Genomic DNA, 17,870 nt, shown 5'->3' with positions numbered 1-17,870 from the left:
CTTCATAGCTCGCATCAAGAGGGTGGACTTTGACGTTCATGGGAGAGATCACTGTATGTACACACGTAAAGATACGGTGCCTGTCAAAGTCGGCAACTTGACGATTGGCGGCAGCGACGAAGTCATCATTCAAAGTATGTGCACGACCAAAACGGCAGACGTAGAGGCAACTGTTGCGGAAATACTTCGGCTCGAGGAAGCGGGCTGTCAGGTCGTTCGCGTGACCGTCAACAATAAGGAAGCGGCGGAAGCGATTAAGGAAATAAAGAAGCGGATTCATATTCCTCTTGTTGCCGATATCCATTTTGATTATAGGCTCGCGCTTGCTGCAATTGAAAACGGCATTGACAAGGTTAGAATCAATCCCGGCAATATCGGCCGCCGCGAGCGTGTTGAAGCGGTCGTGAAAGCTTGCAAGGAAAAAGGCATTCCGATTCGCATCGGTGTAAATGCGGGCTCCTTAGAAAATCATTTGCTGGAGAAATACGGCTATCCGACGCCTGAAGCAATGGTGGAGAGCGCTTTGTTCCACATTGGCATTTTGGAGGAGCTGGATTTCCACGATATTATTGTGTCGCTCAAAGCTTCTGACGTTCCGATGGCTATTGCTGCTTACAAGATGGCTGCGGAGAAGATCCGTTACCCGCTACACCTTGGCATTACAGAAGCAGGCACGCTGCATACGGGCACGATCAAAAGTGCTGCCGGCATTGGCGCGCTGCTGACGCTTGGCATCGGCAATACGCTGCGTATTAGTCTAAGTGCTGACCCGGTAGAAGAAGTAAAGGTAGCTCGCGAGCTGCTGAAAACGTTTGGGCTTATTACGAATGCGGCAACGCTCGTTTCCTGTCCAACTTGCGGACGGCTTGATATTGATTTGTTCACGATCGCCAATGAGGTTGAGGAATATATTTCGAAAATCAAGGTGCCGATCAAGGTGTCAGTACTTGGCTGTGCCGTCAATGGACCTGGTGAAGCGCGTGAAGCAGATATCGGTATTGCAGGAGCTAGAGGCGAAGGGATGCTATTCCGTTACGGAGAGCTGGTTCGCAAAGTTCCGGAGGCTGAGCTGCTGAATGAGCTGAAGAAGGAAATTGATATTATCGTTCAAGCTTTTGAAGAAACAGGAGAAATTCCTGGCCGCAAGCATCATACGCCTGCCTTATAAACATGGCCGTGCTGTTGTTCATGTGAACGACGGCACGGTTTTTTTGAAAATATAGGAAAGTATTGCATTGCTCGTTACCTTCTCTATATTTCTCGGAATGAAACGCGCAGCGCCGCCAATGGACAGCGATAGCCGGTTCACCTCGAATCAGCTCCTATATCTGAGCAAAACGGGCGTTGCCGCCAACGGAAGGCAACGCCGTTTACGCTTATATAGATGGTTATTTTTCTCCTGATGAGGCAATACTACCAGTTATGAACTTTATTGCCGGAGTGTGCCTTTGAGAGGAGCGGGTAACAAATGAATTTAAGTATTATTTTGATGTTGATTCAAGTGTTTTTTGCAGTGGTTATCGGTTTGTATTTCTGGAATTTGCTGCGCAATCAAAAAACAAATCGGTCTGCAGTTGACCGTGAGTCCCGCAAGGAAATGGATAAGCTGCGCAAGCTGCGTTCCATCTCGTTGACGAAGCCGCTTGCCGAGAAGACAAGGCCGCAGGCGATGCAGGATATCGTTGGCCAGCTGGATGGCCTGCGCGCGCTTAAAGCCGCGCTGTGCAGCGCAAATCCGCAGCATGTCATTATTTATGGACCGCCGGGCGTCGGGAAAACAGCGGCTGCTCGTGTTGTGCTGGAGGAAGCAAAGAAAAATGCGTCCTCGCCGTTTTTGCCTGAAGCGAAGTTTACGGAAATCGATGCAACTACTGCGAGATTTGATGAGCGCGGCATTGCGGATCCTTTGATTGGTTCCGTTCACGATCCGATATATCAAGGCGCGGGGGCGATGGGCGTTGCTGGTATCCCTCAGCCGAAGGCTGGCGCTGTAACGAAGGCGCATGGCGGTATTTTGTTCATTGACGAAATCGGGGAATTGCATCCCGTCCAAATGAATAAGCTGTTAAAAGTGCTCGAAGATCGCAAAGTGTATTTGGAGAGCGCCTATTATAATTCCGAGGATGTCAACATTCCTTCGTATATCCATGATATTTTTCAAAATGGCCTGCCTGCCGATTTCCGTCTTGTCGGCGCGACGACACGTTCGCCGCAGGAGCTGCCGCCCGCAATTCGCTCGCGCTGCATGGAAATTTTCTTTCGTCCGCTGCTTGCGGGTGAAATTTCCTCCATTGCAGAAAATGCGATTCGGAAAATTGGATTTTCCCCATGCCCTGAAGCAGTAGAGGTCGTGCAGCGCTATGCGACAAATGGCCGTGAAGCGGTAAACGTCATTCAGCTGGCCGCAGGTGTTGCTTTGTCCGAGAAACGGGATCGCATTACAGCAGCCGATGTAGAATGGGTTGTGAACAGCAGCCAAATTCCGCCGCGTCCAGAGCGCAAGGTGCCGGAGGCGCCGCAAGTGGGCGTTGTCAACGGCCTTGCTGTCTATGGCCCGAATATGGGCATGCTGCTCGAAGTGGAGGTCAGTGCTATTCCGGCCGCCAGCGGCAAAGGGCAATATACGATTACTGGAGTGGTCGAGGAGGAAGAGCTTGGCGGAGGCTCGCGTACGCTGCGCCGCAAAAGCATGGCGAAAGGCTCTGTCGAAAACGTCCTGACGATGCTGCGCCGGTATGGTCTGAATCCACAGGATTATGACTTGCATATCAACTTCCCAGGCGGAACGCCAATTGATGGCCCGTCTGCCGGGGTTGCAATGGCGACGGCAATTGCTTCAGCGATCAAAAACGAGACCATCGACAACAAGCTGGCGATGACCGGGGAAGTCGGCATCCATGGCGACGTCAAGCCTGTAGGCGGCGTGCTGGCGAAGGTGGAGGCAGCTTTTCAGGCAGGGGCAGATACGGTCATTATTCCGCGTGAAAACTGGCAGGCCATTTTTGCTGATCTGAAAGGTTTGAAGGTCATTCCTGTGGAACGTGTAGATGAGGTATTTAATCTGGTGTTCCCTCTAGGAAATACGATCGTAAGCGAAGTGGAAAACCACGTTCCAAACGAACGGTATATGGGGGCGGCTGTTCCCTATTTGCAGGCTGATTCCGCAGAATGATAAAATAAGGGAGACTTGAACTTTTGGAGGTGCTGGTGTGGGACCCGGAAAAACGAAAAACCGTCGGCTGCCCTTGCTTCCGCTCAGGGGGCTACTGGTATATCCCAGCATGGTGCTACACCTTGATGTGGGTAGGGACAAATCGGTTCGCGCGCTAGAGCGCGCGATGGTTGACGATCATATGATATTGCTTTGCTCGCAATCGGAAGTGAACATAGAGGAGCCGACTGAGGAAGATATTTACAGAGTCGGTACGATTGCGAAGGTACGGCAGATGCTTAAGCTGCCTAACGGAACGATCCGCGTGCTGGTGGAAGGCGTCCTGCGCGCGGAAATTATGGATTATTTGCCGACTGAAGAATTTTATGAGGTTATGGTTAAGGAATTTCCGGAAGAGGAGACGACCGACCCTGAGGTTGATGCGCTCATGCGCTCGGTGCTCAGCCAATTCGAGCATTATACTTCCTTGTCCAAAAAAATTACGCCAGAGACGCATGCTGCGGTCTCGGATATCGATGATCCAGGGCGTTTGGCCGATGTCATTACGAGCCATCTGCCGCTCAAGATTAAAGACAAGCAGGATATTTTGGAGACGATCGATGTCCGTCAGCGGCTTGAGCGTCTGCTCGATATTTTGAACAATGAGCGGGAAGTGCTGGAGCTGGAACGCAAAATCAGCCAGCGCGTCAAGAAGCAGATGGAGAAAACGCAGAAGGAATATTATTTGCGCGAACAGATGAAAGCGATCCAGAAGGAGCTTGGCGAGAAGGAAGGACGCGCCGGCGAGGTTGAGGAGCTGCGCAGCCAGCTGGAGCAGGCCGGCGTACCTGACCAAGTGAAAGAAAAGATTGAGAAAGAAATTGACCGTCTGGAAAAAATGCCGACCACCTCGGCTGAAGGCGGCGTTATACGCAATTATATCGATTGGCTCTTATCGTTGCCATGGAACAAGGAGACTGAAGATGATCTCAGTCTATCCAAGGCGGAAGACATTCTCAATCAGGATCATTACGGGCTTGAAAAACCGAAGGAGCGGGTACTGGAATACCTTGCGGTCCAGCAGCTTGTGAAAAAGCTTAAAGGACCGATTCTGTGTCTAGTCGGCCCTCCAGGCGTTGGTAAAACGTCGCTCGCCCGGTCCATCGCGAAGTCGCTCGGGCGCAAATTCGTTCGCATATCGCTTGGCGGGGTGCGGGACGAAGCAGAAATTCGCGGGCATCGCCGTACATACGTGGGTGCTATGCCAGGGCGCATTATTCAAGGCATGAAGACGGCCGGTTCAAGCAACCCGGTATTTCTGCTCGATGAAATCGACAAGATGGCAATGGATTTCCGCGGCGATCCGGCCTCCGCATTGCTTGAGGTGCTGGACCCTGAGCAAAATAATACGTTTAGCGATCATTTTGTTGAGGTTCCATTCGACTTGTCGAGCGTCATGTTCGTAACGACGGCGAATGCAATGCATAACATTCCGCGTCCTCTTCTGGACCGGATGGAAGTGCTGTACATTCCCGGATATACCGAGCTTGAGAAGCTGAAAATCGCTGAGCGTTATTTGCTGCCAAAGCAGAAGCGGGAGCATGGCCTTACAGATGAGCAGCTGCATGTGAGCGAGGAAACGTTGCTTCAGCTTATCCGCGATTATACGCGCGAATCCGGCGTGCGGAATTTGGAGCAGCAAATGGCTGCGATTTGCCGCAAGGCAGCGAAGCAAATTGTTGCATCGGGCACGGTTCCGATTAAGGCAGAGGAAGCTGCTGAGCAGGATGAGCCAGCTCTGAATATGCTGGAAGCGGCATTTGGCGAAGGCGAAGACACGGCATCCGTATCGGGCCGATTGGAGAAGCAGCAAGCGGCTGGCGAGCAGCCTGAGCAACGTTCAGCAGAGTTAGTGCAGCCTGCCGAGGTGAAGACTCTCAACGTTGATCTGGAGCTGCTGAAGGAATGGCTAGGACCTGCGAAATTCCGCTACGGCATGGCTGAGGCCGAAAATCAGATCGGTGCCGTTACAGGCCTCGCCTGGACGGAGGTTGGCGGCGATACGCTCGTTATTGAGGTGACCGTTATGCCGGGCAGCGGAAAGCTGACGCTCACGGGGCAGCTTGGAGATGTCATGAAGGAATCGGCGCAGGCTGCGTTCAGCTATACGCGTTCGAAGGCGCTGGAGCTTGGCATCGACCCGCAGTTCCATGAGAAAAACGATATTCATATTCACATTCCGGAAGGTGCGATTCCGAAGGATGGACCGTCTGCAGGCATCACGATAGCCACTGCGCTTATTTCGGCTTTGACTGGACGTTATGTGTCCAAAGAGGTCGCGATGACAGGGGAAATCACGCTACGCGGACGCGTACTGCCAATCGGCGGACTCAAGGAGAAATCGCTTGCCGCCCACCGGGCAGGCATTAAGAAAATATTGCTGCCGAAGGATAATGAACGCGATCTGCGCGACATTCCAGACAGTGTGCGGAGCGAGATAACGTTTGTCCCGGTTGGGCATATTGATGAAGTCCTCCTGCATGCGCTGCTTCCGGCCAACACAGAAGAGAAAGCAGGAACACCTATATTATGAAGATTACACAAGCAGATTTTATTATAAGCGCGGTTCAGCCGCACCAATACCCGGAGGATGCCTTGCCAGAGATTGCTCTGGCAGGGCGTTCGAATGTCGGGAAGTCCTCATTAATAAATAAAATGATTATGCGTAAAAACTTGGCAAGAACAAGCTCGCAGCCTGGCAAAACCCAGCAGCTTAATTATTACCGAGTTAATGACAGCATCTATTTTGTCGATTTCCCGGGTTATGGCTATGCCAAAGTTTCCAAAACCCAGCGCGAAGCTTTTGGTCAAATGATTGAAAGGTACATTCGCGATCGCAAGGAGCTTAAGCTGCAACTGCTTATTATCGATATTCGCCATGAGCCGTCGAAGGATGACCAGCTTATGTACAATTGGCTCAAACATTACAATATTCCAACCTGCATTGTTGCAACGAAAGCGGACAAAATCCCTAAAGGCAAATGGGACAAGCATATTAAAATGATTAAGACGACGCTGCAAGCTGACCCTCGTGATAAAGTGGTGCTCTATTCCTCGGAGACCGGCCAAGGCCGCGATGAATTATGGAGCGTTATTACGGAGACGATATCCACATAAGGGAGCAAGTGCGGCAACTTTTCACATAAGAAAGAGAATACAGGAAGATATGTGGGGCTCCTCGCATAATTTTCCCGTTTTTTCTGAAATATGCGAGAATTTCGGCACTGAGCGGCAGGAATAAATGGATGCAATCACGTATAATATAGGTAAGCAAGCGTGAAAGGGCGAATGGTCATTAGATGGATTCGTTTCAAATTTACGTAAAGCGGGTATAGAAGAATAGAATTGATTGTAGCATCCAATTGCAAGTTTAAAGAATTGAGGAGATTTTTATGGCTCAGCGGCTAGCCACAGAGTATGTAAATGCCAAACTGCAGTTAACGAATGAAGAGATGACCCAATTTGTCCGTTTTTTTGATGATCAGCAGCTTCACCTACAAGTGATGGTGCTCGATAACGGCAATCAGGAGCTGGTTCTCGAAGACGTAGCAGGGAGGGAAGAGATCAGACTGATCTTTGAGCGTCAACAAGACCGTTACGTTTGTGTGCTCACCTGCCGCCTTGTACACCAGAAGCTAACCAATGCTATGCGCAAAGCTGTTTCAGCTTTCCATGGGGACGCCGTTGTTAATCGCATTTACAGCCATTATACAATGACCTACCACTATATACAGGGAGCCGTTCGTAAAATCGTTGAAACAACGAAGAGCGGCGCACGTGTTGTGTTCGAATACAAGGATACGATCGGGCAACTGGAGCGGGTATTCCGCAGCCGTTTGATTGAACGCGAGATTTCGATGGTGAATAATGCTATTAACGAGCTGCTTGATCTTCGGAATCAGACGAAAAATCAAACTGAAATCGCCGCAATTGATGAGCGTTTGGCCTCGCATACGCAGAAGCTGTTTGTGCTTGAGGCGTAATGATGCATGGCATACAGACAGTAAACATAAGCTTATAGGAATCGCTGCTGCGGTTTCTTTTTTTTATTTTCAAGAAGTGCTGCTTGAGGCAGAACAATGAAGTGGTAAATTTTAGTTTTGACTGCATACTGCAACATTTAACGGTTAGAAGCAGTCCATAATAACGAAGGACAATCTTTTACAAGTAAAAGAAGCAGGAGCTTCACGTGAATCTGGAGGTATACAGCATGATAAAAACAACAGCATTCAAATCGTTTGCCTGTATGGCGGCAGCCGCTTTTATGCTGCTGCTGGCTGCTTGCAGCGGAGCGGGGAATACTGCGCCTGCAGCTACCTCTGCTGTTCAAAGCAGCACGCCTGATGGCCAGCAGCAAGCTGGACAAACACCAGATAGCCAGGAAACATCCGCTAACGGTCAGGAAACAGCGCCGGCAAGCTCAACTGATGCTGGACAAGCAGGTCAGACGGCACATGCAGGGCAAGCGAGCGAAACACCCAGCATAGGCCAGCTTGTTGATTTGGCGAAGGAAGGTAAAATTCCCGAGGTGAAATACGCAGCGCATATTGCGCTGTTCGACGAGATTGAGCAGGATTGGGGCAAGGCTGACAGCACGGAGGCAGCGGGAAAAGGGATTTACGCAGCCTATACAAAACGGGGCGTTACGATTGGCTTCAACAAAGGCATGAAGGTGTTCGATATGCGTTCCTACGCGGCCAATTTGCAGCAATTGTCTTACATTGATATTGAGAAGTCACTGGGCAAAGCCGATGAAACAGCGACGAATGGCGACGATCAGATTTATGTGTACAAGGTGAACGATCAATACCAGCTCAAATTCATTATCCCGAAAGCAACCGGAAAGGTCGACCATATTTCCGTATTCAGTCCGCAGGATGCAAAAAATAATATGGCCGGCTGAAAAAAAAGGTTGCAATTCTGACGGATAGATGTTATTTTTAATCTCGTTGAAAACATCGTTTAACACAATAATAGGAACCAGGATTCACTCAGGACATGGTTATGTTGCGAGAGATTATTCCCTCGGGAAGTGAATGACGTAGGTCCTAGCGGATGAAATTTTTAAACATTTTATTCCTAGGAAGGGGGAACCGGAAGATGGAATACTCAACTTTCGGAAGACACGTTGCTGTTGATACTTGGGGAGTAGATTTCGATCTACTGAACAACGCTGAATTTTTGCAAGCCCAAATGGTGGAGGCTGCTGAAAGCTGTGGCGCTACTGTAATGTCGGTGCAATCCAAACAATTTGAGCCTCAAGGAGCAACCGTACTCGTGTTGCTGTCAGAGAGTCACCTCTCTATTCACACGTATCCTGAGAGAGGATTCGCCGCGCTTGATTGTTATACTTGCGGTGAAACCGTGGATCCACAGGTGGCTATCGATTATATGATTGCTGTGCTGAAGCCAACAACAACTCATGCAAAGAAGCTGATACGCGGTATGGGCGAATTGCAAGTTGAAGAACCGAAAATGAAACAAATCGAGCTCGTTTAAGCTCTCACATGTATGATACAGAAATAACCATGGAAGCTTCCATGGTTATTTCTTTGTATGATTAGGGAATAATGGATTTGTGGTTCAAACTTTATTCATAAATGAAGGAAGTATGAATGTCGAACTGTGCTATAATGGCGTAGAAAGAATGAGACGCGGCAATTTGATAAGGGAGGCAGGTGACACATATGCACATTATTACAGTAGGTCTTAACTACCGTACAGCTCCAGTAGAAGTGAGAGAACGTTTTGCGTTTTCGGAAAAAGAGCTGCCAGAAGCTGTCAAACAGCTTATGAATACAGACAGCATTATGGAATGTGTCATTGTAGCGACCTGCAATCGGACAGAATTGTATGCGGTGGTGGACAGGCATCATTTGTGCGGGCATTATATCCGCAGCTTTATGGAGCAATGGTTCAACCTGCCAAGGAAAGAATTTACGAATCATTTATATATGTACGAGGATGAGAAGGCGATTGAGCATTTATTCCGCGTTGCAAGCGGTTTGGATTCCATGATTATCGGCGAGACGCAAATTCTCGGACAAGTGAAGGATGCTTTCGCGCTAGCCCAGCAGCAAAGAACGACGGGAACGCTGTTCAATACGCTGTTTAAGCAGGCGATTACGATGGCAAAGCGGGCGCATTCGGAGACGACGATTGGCGAATCTGCCGTATCGGTCAGCTATGCTGCCGTTGAGCTGGGCAAGCGTATATTCGGCCAATTTTCCAAAAAGACGGTCATGCTGATTGGGGCTGGCGAGACGGGCGAGCTGACAGCGAAGCATCTGTATGCGAATGGGGCTGACCGGGTTATCGTCGTGAACCGGACGTATGAACGTGCCGTTCAATTAGCGGACAAGTTTAACGGAATAGCTTGCTCGATGGACGAAGCGGCGATTAGGCTGCATGAAGCTGATATTGTCATTAGCTCGACGGGAGCTGACAACTTCGTGCTTACGCGTCAGGTCGTCGCAAGCGCCATGCAGCGCCGGAGATCAAAGCCGCTGTTCATGATTGATATCGCGGTCCCAAGGGATCTTGATCCAACGATTGCCGCGGTGGACAACGTCTTTTTGTATGACATCGACGACTTGGAGGGCATTGTGGAAAGTAACTTGGAACAGCGCCGCAAGGAAGCCGCCAAAATCGAAACGATGATCGCTCAGGAAATGGATCTGTTTGAGCAATGGTACAAAACGCTGGGAGTCGTGCCGCTTATTCGGGCGCTGCAGACGAAAGCGGCAGAGATTCATGAGGAGACGTTCAACAGCTTGACGAACAAGCTCCCGGATCTGGACGAGCATGAGCTTAAAGTAATCAGAAAGCTGACGAAGAGCATTGTCAATCAAATGATGCAGGACCCTATTTTGCGGATCAAGGAAATGGCCGGAGAAAGACGTGCTGACGAAGCGATGGACATGTTTGTAAAGCTTTTTGCACTGGAAGAGCAATTGGACAAGTCGCAGCAAGCTGAGCTTAAAGCGGAAGCTGCCGAGGCGGCTGCAGCAAAAATGAAAATTGTGCAATCACCTGCAGCTACGGCAGCATTGGCTTCTGCCCTTCGGTAGAAGCACGCTCTTGACAGACGCATAGGGCGGCGATGTGGAGGCATTTATGGCAACGCTAAACTGGTTGTATGACGCGATACTTTACGTATACGCCCTGAGCCTTCTGTTTTATTTCTCCGATTTTATGGACGCAAGCCGGAGAGCGAAACGGATGGGTACAGGGCTACTTATTTTTGTATGGATATTACAGACGTTGTTTCTCATTTCGCGAATTGTGTCGCATTTTGAAGTGGCGACGATATCAACCTTTGAATATTGGCTAGGTTTTTGCTGGCTCTTGGTCTCTATATCGCTTGTAATCAGCCGTTTTTTCAAAATAGAGTTTATTGTATTTCTCGTAAACGTCGTTGGATTTTCCGTGCTGGCGCTTAATCTTTACAGCAAGCCGGGCAATGAGGCGATGTTTGCGATTTCCACAACAGCAAGAGAGCTGCTGATTGTGCATATTAGCCTCGTGCTTGTTTCCTATGTGTCGCTGACGATAGGCGTTATTTTCGCCGGGATGTACATTTTCCTGCATCGGGAGCTGAAGGAGAAACGCTGGTCCAAATATGTAAGAAGGCTCCCAAGCCTTGATAAAATTGAGCGATATTCTGATCGCGCTGTCATTATCGGCGTACCGCTGCTGGCGTTGTCGTTGTCGCTTGCCGTGACGCTGCTGCTCATTGAGGGGCGTTCGATGCTGCTGCTGGATTGGAAAGTCATTACTTCTTTCCTCGCTCTAATTGTATATATTATTTTTGTTGTAAACCGGTCGCTGCTTAATCGAACGAGCACACAGCTTGCGAAGCTGCATATTGTGGCGTTCAGCTTTCTAGTTCTCAATTTGCTGGCAAGCTATGTATCTAATTTTCATTAGAAGTTAGGTGAGGTTTATGAACGGCTACTATCCGGTCATGCTAAAGCTTCAGGGGTGCCGCTGCATCGTGGTCGGCGGCGGCCCGATTGCCGAGCGCAAGGTGCTAGGGCTGCTTGAAGCGGGAGCCGATCAGGTGACGGTCATTGCGCTTGATTTCACTCCGCGGATAGAGGAGCTTGCGCGTGGCGGCCACATCGAGACAAAGGCAAGAGCTTATGCGAGCGGGGACGCGAAGGCGGCGCGGCTGGTATTTGCCGCTACTGATCAGGCGGAGCTGAATCGCCAAATCGCGCTGGATGGCGAGCAGGCGGGCATTTGGGTTAATCGGGCAGATGAGGCTGCGGCTGGAACTTTTATTAATCCGTCGGTTGTGCGGCGCGGCGAGCTGGTCGTTGCCGTGTCAGCATCCGGGGCTAGCCCGGCATTGTCCTCGCGTATTCGGGAGGAGCTGGCGCGGCAGTATGGTCAGGAATATATCGGCAGCACAGCTAGGCTGAAAGAGCTTCGCGAACGGGTGAAGCTCACCATTGGCGACCGCAGGCTGCGCAGCGAAGTACTGAAGCTTGCGGCGTGCGAAGCTCCAAGACAAAGCGAGGAAGACGGCGATATAGACGTTTGGATTGAGCGGCTCATCGCAGCAACTGACAGGAGGAATACATAAATGGCAGCAAATATGAAGGACAAGCGTACCATTATCGTCGGAACCCGCCAAAGCGCACTCGCGCTTACGCAAACGGGACAAGTGATTGACGAGCTGAAACGAATCAGCGAGCAGCATGGCTTTGACTATTCGTTTGAAATTCGAAAAATCGTCACAAAAGGCGATCAAATTCTGGATGTGACTTTATCGAAGGTTGGCGGTAAAGGATTATTCGTCAAGGAAATCGAGCAAGCGCTGCTGGATGGCGAAATCGATATGGCGGTTCACAGCATGAAGGATATGCCGTACGAGCTTCCTGAGGGATTAATGAATGGTGCGATACCAAAGCGCGTTGATCCGCGGGATTGCCTCATTATGAAGCAGGGCGAAAGCCTGGCTGATTTGCCGCAAGGCGCAAAAGTAGGAACGAGCAGCCTGCGCCGCTCCTCCCAGCTCAAAAACCTGCGCCCTGACCTAGTCGTGGAATCCATTAGAGGCAACATTGATTCCCGGATTCGCAAGCTGGAGACGGAAGGCTTCGATGCGATCGTTTTGGCCGCAGCCGGGCTCAGCAGAATGGGCTGGGGAAACCGCATATCTGCCTTTTTGCCGGAAGAGGTGTCTGTCCCAGCTGTTGGGCAAGGCGCGCTTGGCATTGAATGCCGGGAAAATGACAGGCAGATTCGTGAGCTGCTTGATTTATTTAATGACAGCGAAACCGCTTATGCGGTCCGGGCCGAGCGGAGCTTTCTCGGCGCGCTCAATGGCGGCTGCCAAATTCCGATTGGCGCCCATGCGGTTGTGCGTAAAGGTGCAGACGGCACGCTGGAAGGCGCTGAGCTTGCGCTGACGGGTATTGTAGGATCGGCGGATGGAGCAGTGCTGCTGAAGGAAATCAAGACAGGCAGCGATCCAGAGGTGCTGGGCAAGGAAGTGGCCGCAGCGCTCATAGCAAGAGGAGCGGACCGCATTTTAGCGGAAATCGGGGGATCGTAGTGATGGGGAAAGGTATCGTTTATTTGGTTGGCGCGGGTCCGGGTGACGCCAAGCTGATTACGCTGCGCGGCTTGGAATATTTGAAGAAAAGCGATGTTGTCGTCTATGACCGCTTGGCAAGCCCAAGGCTGCTTGCGCATATGAAGCCGGGCGCCGAGAAAGTATACGTAGGCAAGCTTCCCGACCGCCACACGATGAAGCAGGAGGAAATTAACCAGCTGCTTGTGGACCTTGCTTTGCAAGGCAAGGTGGTGACGCGGCTTAAGGGCGGCGATCCGACGATTTTTGGCCGCGTAGGCGAGGAAGCGGGTCTGCTTAAGGAAAACGGCATAGGCTTTGAAATCGTGCCGGGCATTACTTCGGCGATCGCTGTGCCTGCTTATGCCGGCATTCCGGTTACGCATCGTGATTTTGCATCCTCCCTTTCGATCATAACGGGACATGAAAGCCCTGATAAGCTGGATCGCTCGATTTATTGGGACAAGGTAACGAATGCGACAGGAACGCTTATTTTTCTGATGGGCGTAGCCAAGATTGGCTATATTGCCGATCAGCTTATGAAGCATGGCAAGCCTGACACAACGCCAGTTGCGCTGGTGCGCTGGGGAACGAGGGTCGAGCAGCAGACGGTTGTCGGCACGCTTGCTACGATCGAGCAAATTGTGCGCGAGGCGAATTTTCAGCCGCCGGCTGTCATTGTCGTTGGCGATGTCGTGCTGCAGCGCGAGCAATTGCAGTGGTACGAAAGCAAGCCGCTGTTCGGCACGCGCGTGCTGGTGACGAGAGCGAGAGCGCAAGCAAGCGAGCTGGCTGACCTGGTAGATGAGCTGGGCGGCGAACCATGCGAATACCCTGTCATTGATATCCGCGAGCCAGAGGAGGCCACAGCGGTCGCTACGCTGCGGGCTGCGCTGGAGGAAGCGGAGCAATATGGCTGGCTGATGTTCACGAGCGTAAACGGCGTGGACTATTTCTATCGTTGGCTGCGGCGTTTCGGAATCGATATTCGGCGCTTCCATAAGGCTAGAATCGCGGCCGTTGGCCCGAGAACAGCCGAAGCGCTGGAAAATCGCGGGCTGACTACCGAGCTGCTGCCGGCCAAGTTTCAGGCAGAAGGGCTGCTGGAGCAGCTTGCAGGTCACCTGCAAGCTGGCGAGCGGGTACTGCTGCCGCGCGGTGATTTGGCACGCGAGGTGCTGCCGCGCGAATTGGCGGCCAAGGGGCTGCTGCCGACGGAAATCGACGTATACGAGACGGTACTTGCCGATACGCAGGATGATCAGGTGCTGGAATGGATCGACGAGAAGCAGATTCATATGATTACGTTCACCAGCTCCTCTACCGTAACGAACCTGCTGGAGAAGCTGCGCCGCAGCGGCATTAGCAATCCTGTGCAGGCGATATTGGACATTCCGGCGATCAGCATAGGGCCGCTGACGTCAGCTACGATGAAGGAAGCAGGCTTGCGCGTAGCCGCAGAGGCCGAGCAGGCGACAATACCGTCGCTTATCGATGCGATGATTAAGTTCCGCAGCGCAGAACGCGGATAAGGCATTATTATTTTAATATAAGCATTTATAAGTTGAGGCAAGGGCACAAGCCGTAATTGGCGCGACACAAGCTTCACAAAACAGTTGGAGGAGGAATGGAAGATGGCATTTCCTGTCGTAAGACATCGGAGATTGCGGCAATCCGCCGCTCTTCGCAGTATGGTGAGGGAAACGGCGCTTTCTGCTAATGATTTTATTTATCCGATTTTTGTAACGGTGGGCACGAACGTGAAGGAAGAGATCACATCGATGCCGGGCGTTTATCATTTTTCATTAGACCGCTTGGAAGAGGAGATCAGGGAAGTTGTCGCTCTGGGCATTCCATCCGTCATGCTGTTTGGCGTTCCTGCTGCGAAGGATAGCGAAGGCACTTCCGCATTTGCTCCTGACGGTATTGTGCAAGAGGCTATTCGTGCTGTAAAGGGCTGGGCGCCTGAGCTGCTCGTTATAGCGGATACTTGCCTGTGCCAATTTACAGATCACGGTCATTGCGGCCTTATCCATGTGCATGAGCGTACAGGCAATGCAGAGGTCGATAACGATGCTTCGCTGGTACAGCTCGTTCGTACAGCAGTTTCACAAGCTGAGGCAGGCGCGGATATGATCGCTCCGTCCAACATGATGGACGGCTTCGTTGGCGCAATTCGCGAAGGTTTGGATGAAGCGGGCTTTACACATATTCCGATTTTGTCCTACTCGGTCAAATATGCTTCTGCTTTTTATGGCCCGTTCCGTGAAGCAGCACATTCAACGCCGCAATTCGGCGACCGCAAGACGTATCAGATGGACCCGGCCAATGCGCGCGAAGCGCTGCGGGAAGCAGAGTCTGACGTCATTGAAGGCGCGGACATGCTGATGGTTAAGCCAGCGCTTGCGTATATGGACGTTATTCGCCTGCTGAAGGAGCATTTTGATCTGCCAGTGGCGGCGTACAATGTGAGCGGCGAATATGCAATGGTAAAAGCGGCAGCGGCAAATGGCTGGATTGACGAGCGCGCTGTCGTATTGGAGACGCTGACCGGAATGAAGCGCGCGGGCGCCGACATTTTGATTACGTACCATGCGAAGGATGCTGCACGCTGGTTGAAGGGGGCTGAATAGTTGATGAGTCATTCATCTTCAGGCAGAAGCGATATTCGCTCACGCGAGGCATTTGCGCGGGCCAAGCAAGTGATTCCGGGCGGCGTGAACAGTCCGGTTCGCGCTTTCAAATCCGTAGGATTGAACCCGGTTTATATGGAGCGCGGGCAAGGCAGCCGCGTATTTGATATCGACGGCAACAGCTACATTGATTACGTTGCTTCATGGGGACCGCTCATTATGGGCCATGCGCATCCAGAGGTCGTTGAAGCGATCAAGCGTACCGCGGAAAAAGGCACCAGCTTTGGGGCGCCAACGGAACTAGAGACGCTGATGGCGGAGCTTGTGTGCGAGCGTGTGCCTTCGGTTGATATGGTCCGGATGGTCAACTCCGGTACGGAAGCGACAATGAGCGCCTTGCGTCTCGCTCGCGGGTTTACGAAGCGCAGCAAAATCGTCAAGTTTGAAGGCTCATATCACGGACATGCCGACAGCCTGCTCATTAAAGCGGGTTCCGGTGTGGCGACGCTTGGCTTGCCGGACAGTCCCGGCGTTCCGGAAAGCATTGCCTCCCAGACGATTACGGTGCCTTACAATGATATCGAGTCGATCAAGCTCGTATTTGAAAAGTACGGCGAGGAAATTGCCTGTGTCATCGTCGAGCCGATTGCCGGAAACATGGGCGTTGTCCCGCCGCTTCCGGGCTTTCTGCAAGGACTGCGCGACATTACGGAGCAATACGGCAGCCTGCTTATTTTTGATGAAGTGATGACGGGCTTTCGCGTCCACTACAGCAGTGCGCAAGGACTGTATGGCATTAAGCCGGATATTACTTGCTTCGGCAAGGTGATTGGGGGCGGACTGCCTGTCGGCGCATACGGCGGCAGACGCGATCTGATGGAGCTTATGGCGCCGAGCGGTCCGATTTATCAGGCGGGCACGCTGTCAGGCAACCCGCTGGCGATGGCTGCTGGTTATACGACGCTCAAGCTGCTGACACCAGAAACGTACGAGCTGCTGGAGCGCCAAGCGGTCCGATTGCAGCGCGGCTTTGAAGCGAATGCGCAGGCGGCTGGCATTGCTTCCACGATCAACCGTGTCGGCTCGATGGTTTGCCCGTTTTTCACCGAAACGCATGTCATCAATTACGATACAGCCAAAACAGCGGATTTAGAGCGTTTCAAGGCGTATTTTGCCGCTATGCTGGAGCTTGGCGTGAGCGTCGCTCCATCGCAGTTTGAAGGCATGTTCGTGTCGGCTGTCCATAGCGATGAGGATATCGATGCAACGATTGCTGCAAACAGGGCTGCTTTGAGCAGGTTGTAGTTCTAGCAAGCAGCCATTTAGGCGATTGCATTCGAAAATAGGAGGTTTCATTCCATGCCAATGCTTCACTATAAGCGGGCGGGGGAGTGGCTTGAGCTCGATTGGCAGCAGCTGTCAGAAGGCTCATGGTCTGCACCAAATTACGACGGGCAACCTGGAGAACGCACCGGAACATTAGAGGCCGGCAGTCATCCGCATCAAGTGCGGCAGTGGCTGCTGGCCCGTTCTCTTTTTCCAGAAAAATGGATCAATCGGCTGTTCTCCGTCGGCGGCATCCGCTTTGATGGGCAGCGTCTGGGCTTGCTCGCTTTTCCCGCTGCGGACCCCCTTAGCGATCCCTTGTACCGCCAAGCGAGGCTGTCGAAAGGCAGTCCCGTTCCAACCGTTCTTTTCGAGGATGATTTTTGCCTCGTGCTTTATAAGGAGGCAGGCATGCCTGTGCATGGCACAGGCGCCAATCAGGCGGGAACGCTGGATGAAGCGGCGGCTCGTCATATGCTGCTGCAAGGAGATCCGCTGCCTGTCCGCCACATCCACCGTCTCGATGATGATACATCGGGTCCCGTGCTTTATTCCAAAAATGATTTCGCCCAGTGGAAGCTGGACGAAGCGATGCGCCGCAAGGCGATCGACCGCCGCTATATGGCGTTTGTTCAAGGGCGGCTGCGTCCGCCTGCGGGCACCGTTGACGCTCCGATAGGCAAGGACCGCCATCATCGCTCCAGACGGCGTGTGGCCCAGGGCGGCGATGCCGCTGTCACCCATTATGAAACGGCCGAGATGTATGCCGGAGCGACGCTGGTCCGTTTGCAGCTGGAGACGGGACGTACGCATCAAATACGCGTCCATATGAGCCACTTGGGCCATCCCCTGCTTGGCGATTCGCTTTATGGCGGCTCTGTGCAGCTGCTGAAGACGCAGGCGCTGCATGGCGAACGCCTTATTTTTGCCCACCCGTGGACTGATTCGCCTGTGGAAGTTGCGGCGCCAGAGCCCGATTGGCTTACCGAATTGCGAGCTAAATTATAGCTGCTGCAAAAGATAGTCATGCTCTCCCCCCTATGCCCATATAGATAATTAGTGAGAGTAGCATTTTTAGCCCAAGCATTGTCTAAGGGACTGCGGCGAAATGGGTCAG

The 17,870-nt window shown here is 51.9% G+C and carries 16 protein-coding genes; 15 read left to right on the top strand and 1 reads right to left on the bottom strand.

The features are described 5' to 3' along the window. Positions 1-55 precede the first annotated feature (55 nt). Positions 56-1,168, top strand: coding sequence for a flavodoxin-dependent (E)-4-hydroxy-3-methylbut-2-enyl-diphosphate synthase (gene ispG, locus BBD42_RS31115; protein ID WP_099521310.1), 1,113 nt, complete (start codon positions 56-58; stop codon positions 1,166-1,168). Positions 1,169-1,186: 18 nt separating this feature from the next. On the opposite strand, the gene BBD42_RS32600 is transcribed toward ispG, so the two are convergent. After that, the gene (locus BBD42_RS32600; protein ID WP_257790758.1) at positions 1,187-1,309 is read right to left on the bottom strand and encodes a hypothetical protein; all 123 of its coding nucleotides are present in this window, start codon (positions 1,307-1,309) and stop codon (positions 1,187-1,189) included. Positions 1,310-1,468: 159 nt separating this feature from the next. Here BBD42_RS32600 and lonB point away from each other — a divergent pair, with 159 nt between their 5' ends. From lonB to BBD42_RS31045, 14 genes are all read left to right on the top strand, one after another. Then, positions 1,469-3,172 carry an ATP-dependent protease LonB gene (gene lonB, locus BBD42_RS31110; protein ID WP_099521309.1) on the top strand — a complete coding sequence of 568 codons (1,704 nt, stop codon included), beginning with the start codon at positions 1,469-1,471 and terminating at the stop codon, positions 3,170-3,172. 37 nt (positions 3,173-3,209) lie between these two features. Then, positions 3,210-5,744: an endopeptidase La gene (gene lon / locus BBD42_RS31105; RefSeq protein ID WP_099521308.1), complete on the top strand. Its 2,535-nt coding sequence runs from the start codon at positions 3,210-3,212 to the stop codon at positions 5,742-5,744. Continuing rightward, on the top strand, positions 5,741-6,328 hold the full coding sequence (yihA, locus tag BBD42_RS31100; RefSeq protein WP_046229401.1) for a ribosome biogenesis GTP-binding protein YihA/YsxC: 588 nt from the start codon (positions 5,741-5,743) through the stop codon (positions 6,326-6,328). Before lon ends, yihA begins: the two co-directional genes overlap by 4 nt. Positions 6,329-6,603: 275 nt before the next feature. Next, positions 6,604-7,194: a hypothetical protein gene (locus BBD42_RS31095; RefSeq protein ID WP_056039874.1), complete on the top strand. Its 591-nt coding sequence runs from the start codon at positions 6,604-6,606 to the stop codon at positions 7,192-7,194. 227 nt (positions 7,195-7,421) lie between these two features. Further along, a complete protein-coding gene (locus tag BBD42_RS31090; protein ID WP_237163297.1) occupies positions 7,422-8,114 on the top strand; it encodes a YjgB family protein in 693 nt (230 codons plus the stop codon). Between the two features lie 197 nt (positions 8,115-8,311). After that, on the top strand, positions 8,312-8,710 hold the full coding sequence (gene speD / locus BBD42_RS31085) for an adenosylmethionine decarboxylase (protein ID WP_056039878.1): 399 nt from the start codon (positions 8,312-8,314) through the stop codon (positions 8,708-8,710). Positions 8,711-8,898: 188 nt separating this feature from the next. Further along, positions 8,899-10,281: a glutamyl-tRNA reductase gene (gene hemA, locus BBD42_RS31080; RefSeq protein WP_099521307.1), complete on the top strand. Its 1,383-nt coding sequence runs from the start codon at positions 8,899-8,901 to the stop codon at positions 10,279-10,281. Positions 10,282-10,327: 46 nt separating this feature from the next. Then, positions 10,328-11,140: a cytochrome c biogenesis protein CcsA gene (gene ccsA / locus BBD42_RS31075; RefSeq protein WP_099521306.1), complete on the top strand. Its 813-nt coding sequence runs from the start codon at positions 10,328-10,330 to the stop codon at positions 11,138-11,140. A gap of 16 nt (positions 11,141-11,156) precedes the next feature. Further along, on the top strand, positions 11,157-11,801 hold the full coding sequence (locus BBD42_RS31070) for a precorrin-2 dehydrogenase/sirohydrochlorin ferrochelatase family protein (protein WP_099521305.1): 645 nt from the start codon (positions 11,157-11,159) through the stop codon (positions 11,799-11,801). Next, positions 11,802-12,776: a hydroxymethylbilane synthase gene (gene hemC / locus BBD42_RS31065; protein WP_237163296.1), complete on the top strand. Its 975-nt coding sequence runs from the start codon at positions 11,802-11,804 to the stop codon at positions 12,774-12,776. A 2-nt stretch (positions 12,777-12,778) separates the two neighbouring features. After that, positions 12,779-14,326 (top strand): uroporphyrinogen-III C-methyltransferase, encoded by a 1,548-nt coding sequence (gene cobA / locus BBD42_RS31060; protein ID WP_172455684.1) that lies wholly within the window; start codon positions 12,779-12,781, stop codon positions 14,324-14,326. Positions 14,327-14,428: 102 nt separating this feature from the next. Then, positions 14,429-15,427 carry a porphobilinogen synthase gene (gene hemB / locus BBD42_RS31055; RefSeq protein ID WP_099521303.1) on the top strand — a complete coding sequence of 333 codons (999 nt, stop codon included), beginning with the start codon at positions 14,429-14,431 and terminating at the stop codon, positions 15,425-15,427. Positions 15,428-15,430: 3 nt separating this feature from the next. Further along, complete coding sequence (gene hemL, locus BBD42_RS31050) at positions 15,431-16,732, top strand: glutamate-1-semialdehyde 2,1-aminomutase (protein ID WP_099521899.1); 1,302 nt, start codon at positions 15,431-15,433, stop codon at positions 16,730-16,732. Between the two features lie 54 nt (positions 16,733-16,786). Beyond that, on the top strand, positions 16,787-17,761 hold the full coding sequence (locus tag BBD42_RS31045; RefSeq protein ID WP_099521302.1) for an RluA family pseudouridine synthase: 975 nt from the start codon (positions 16,787-16,789) through the stop codon (positions 17,759-17,761). Positions 17,762-17,870 lie beyond the last annotated feature (109 nt).

Source organism: Paenibacillus sp. BIHB 4019, assembly GCF_002741035.1.
Classification (GTDB): Bacteria; Bacillota; Bacilli; order Paenibacillales; family Paenibacillaceae; genus Pristimantibacillus.
The sequence above is the reverse complement of the archived record's forward strand: the minus strand, read 5'-3'. Positions and strand labels throughout refer to the sequence as shown.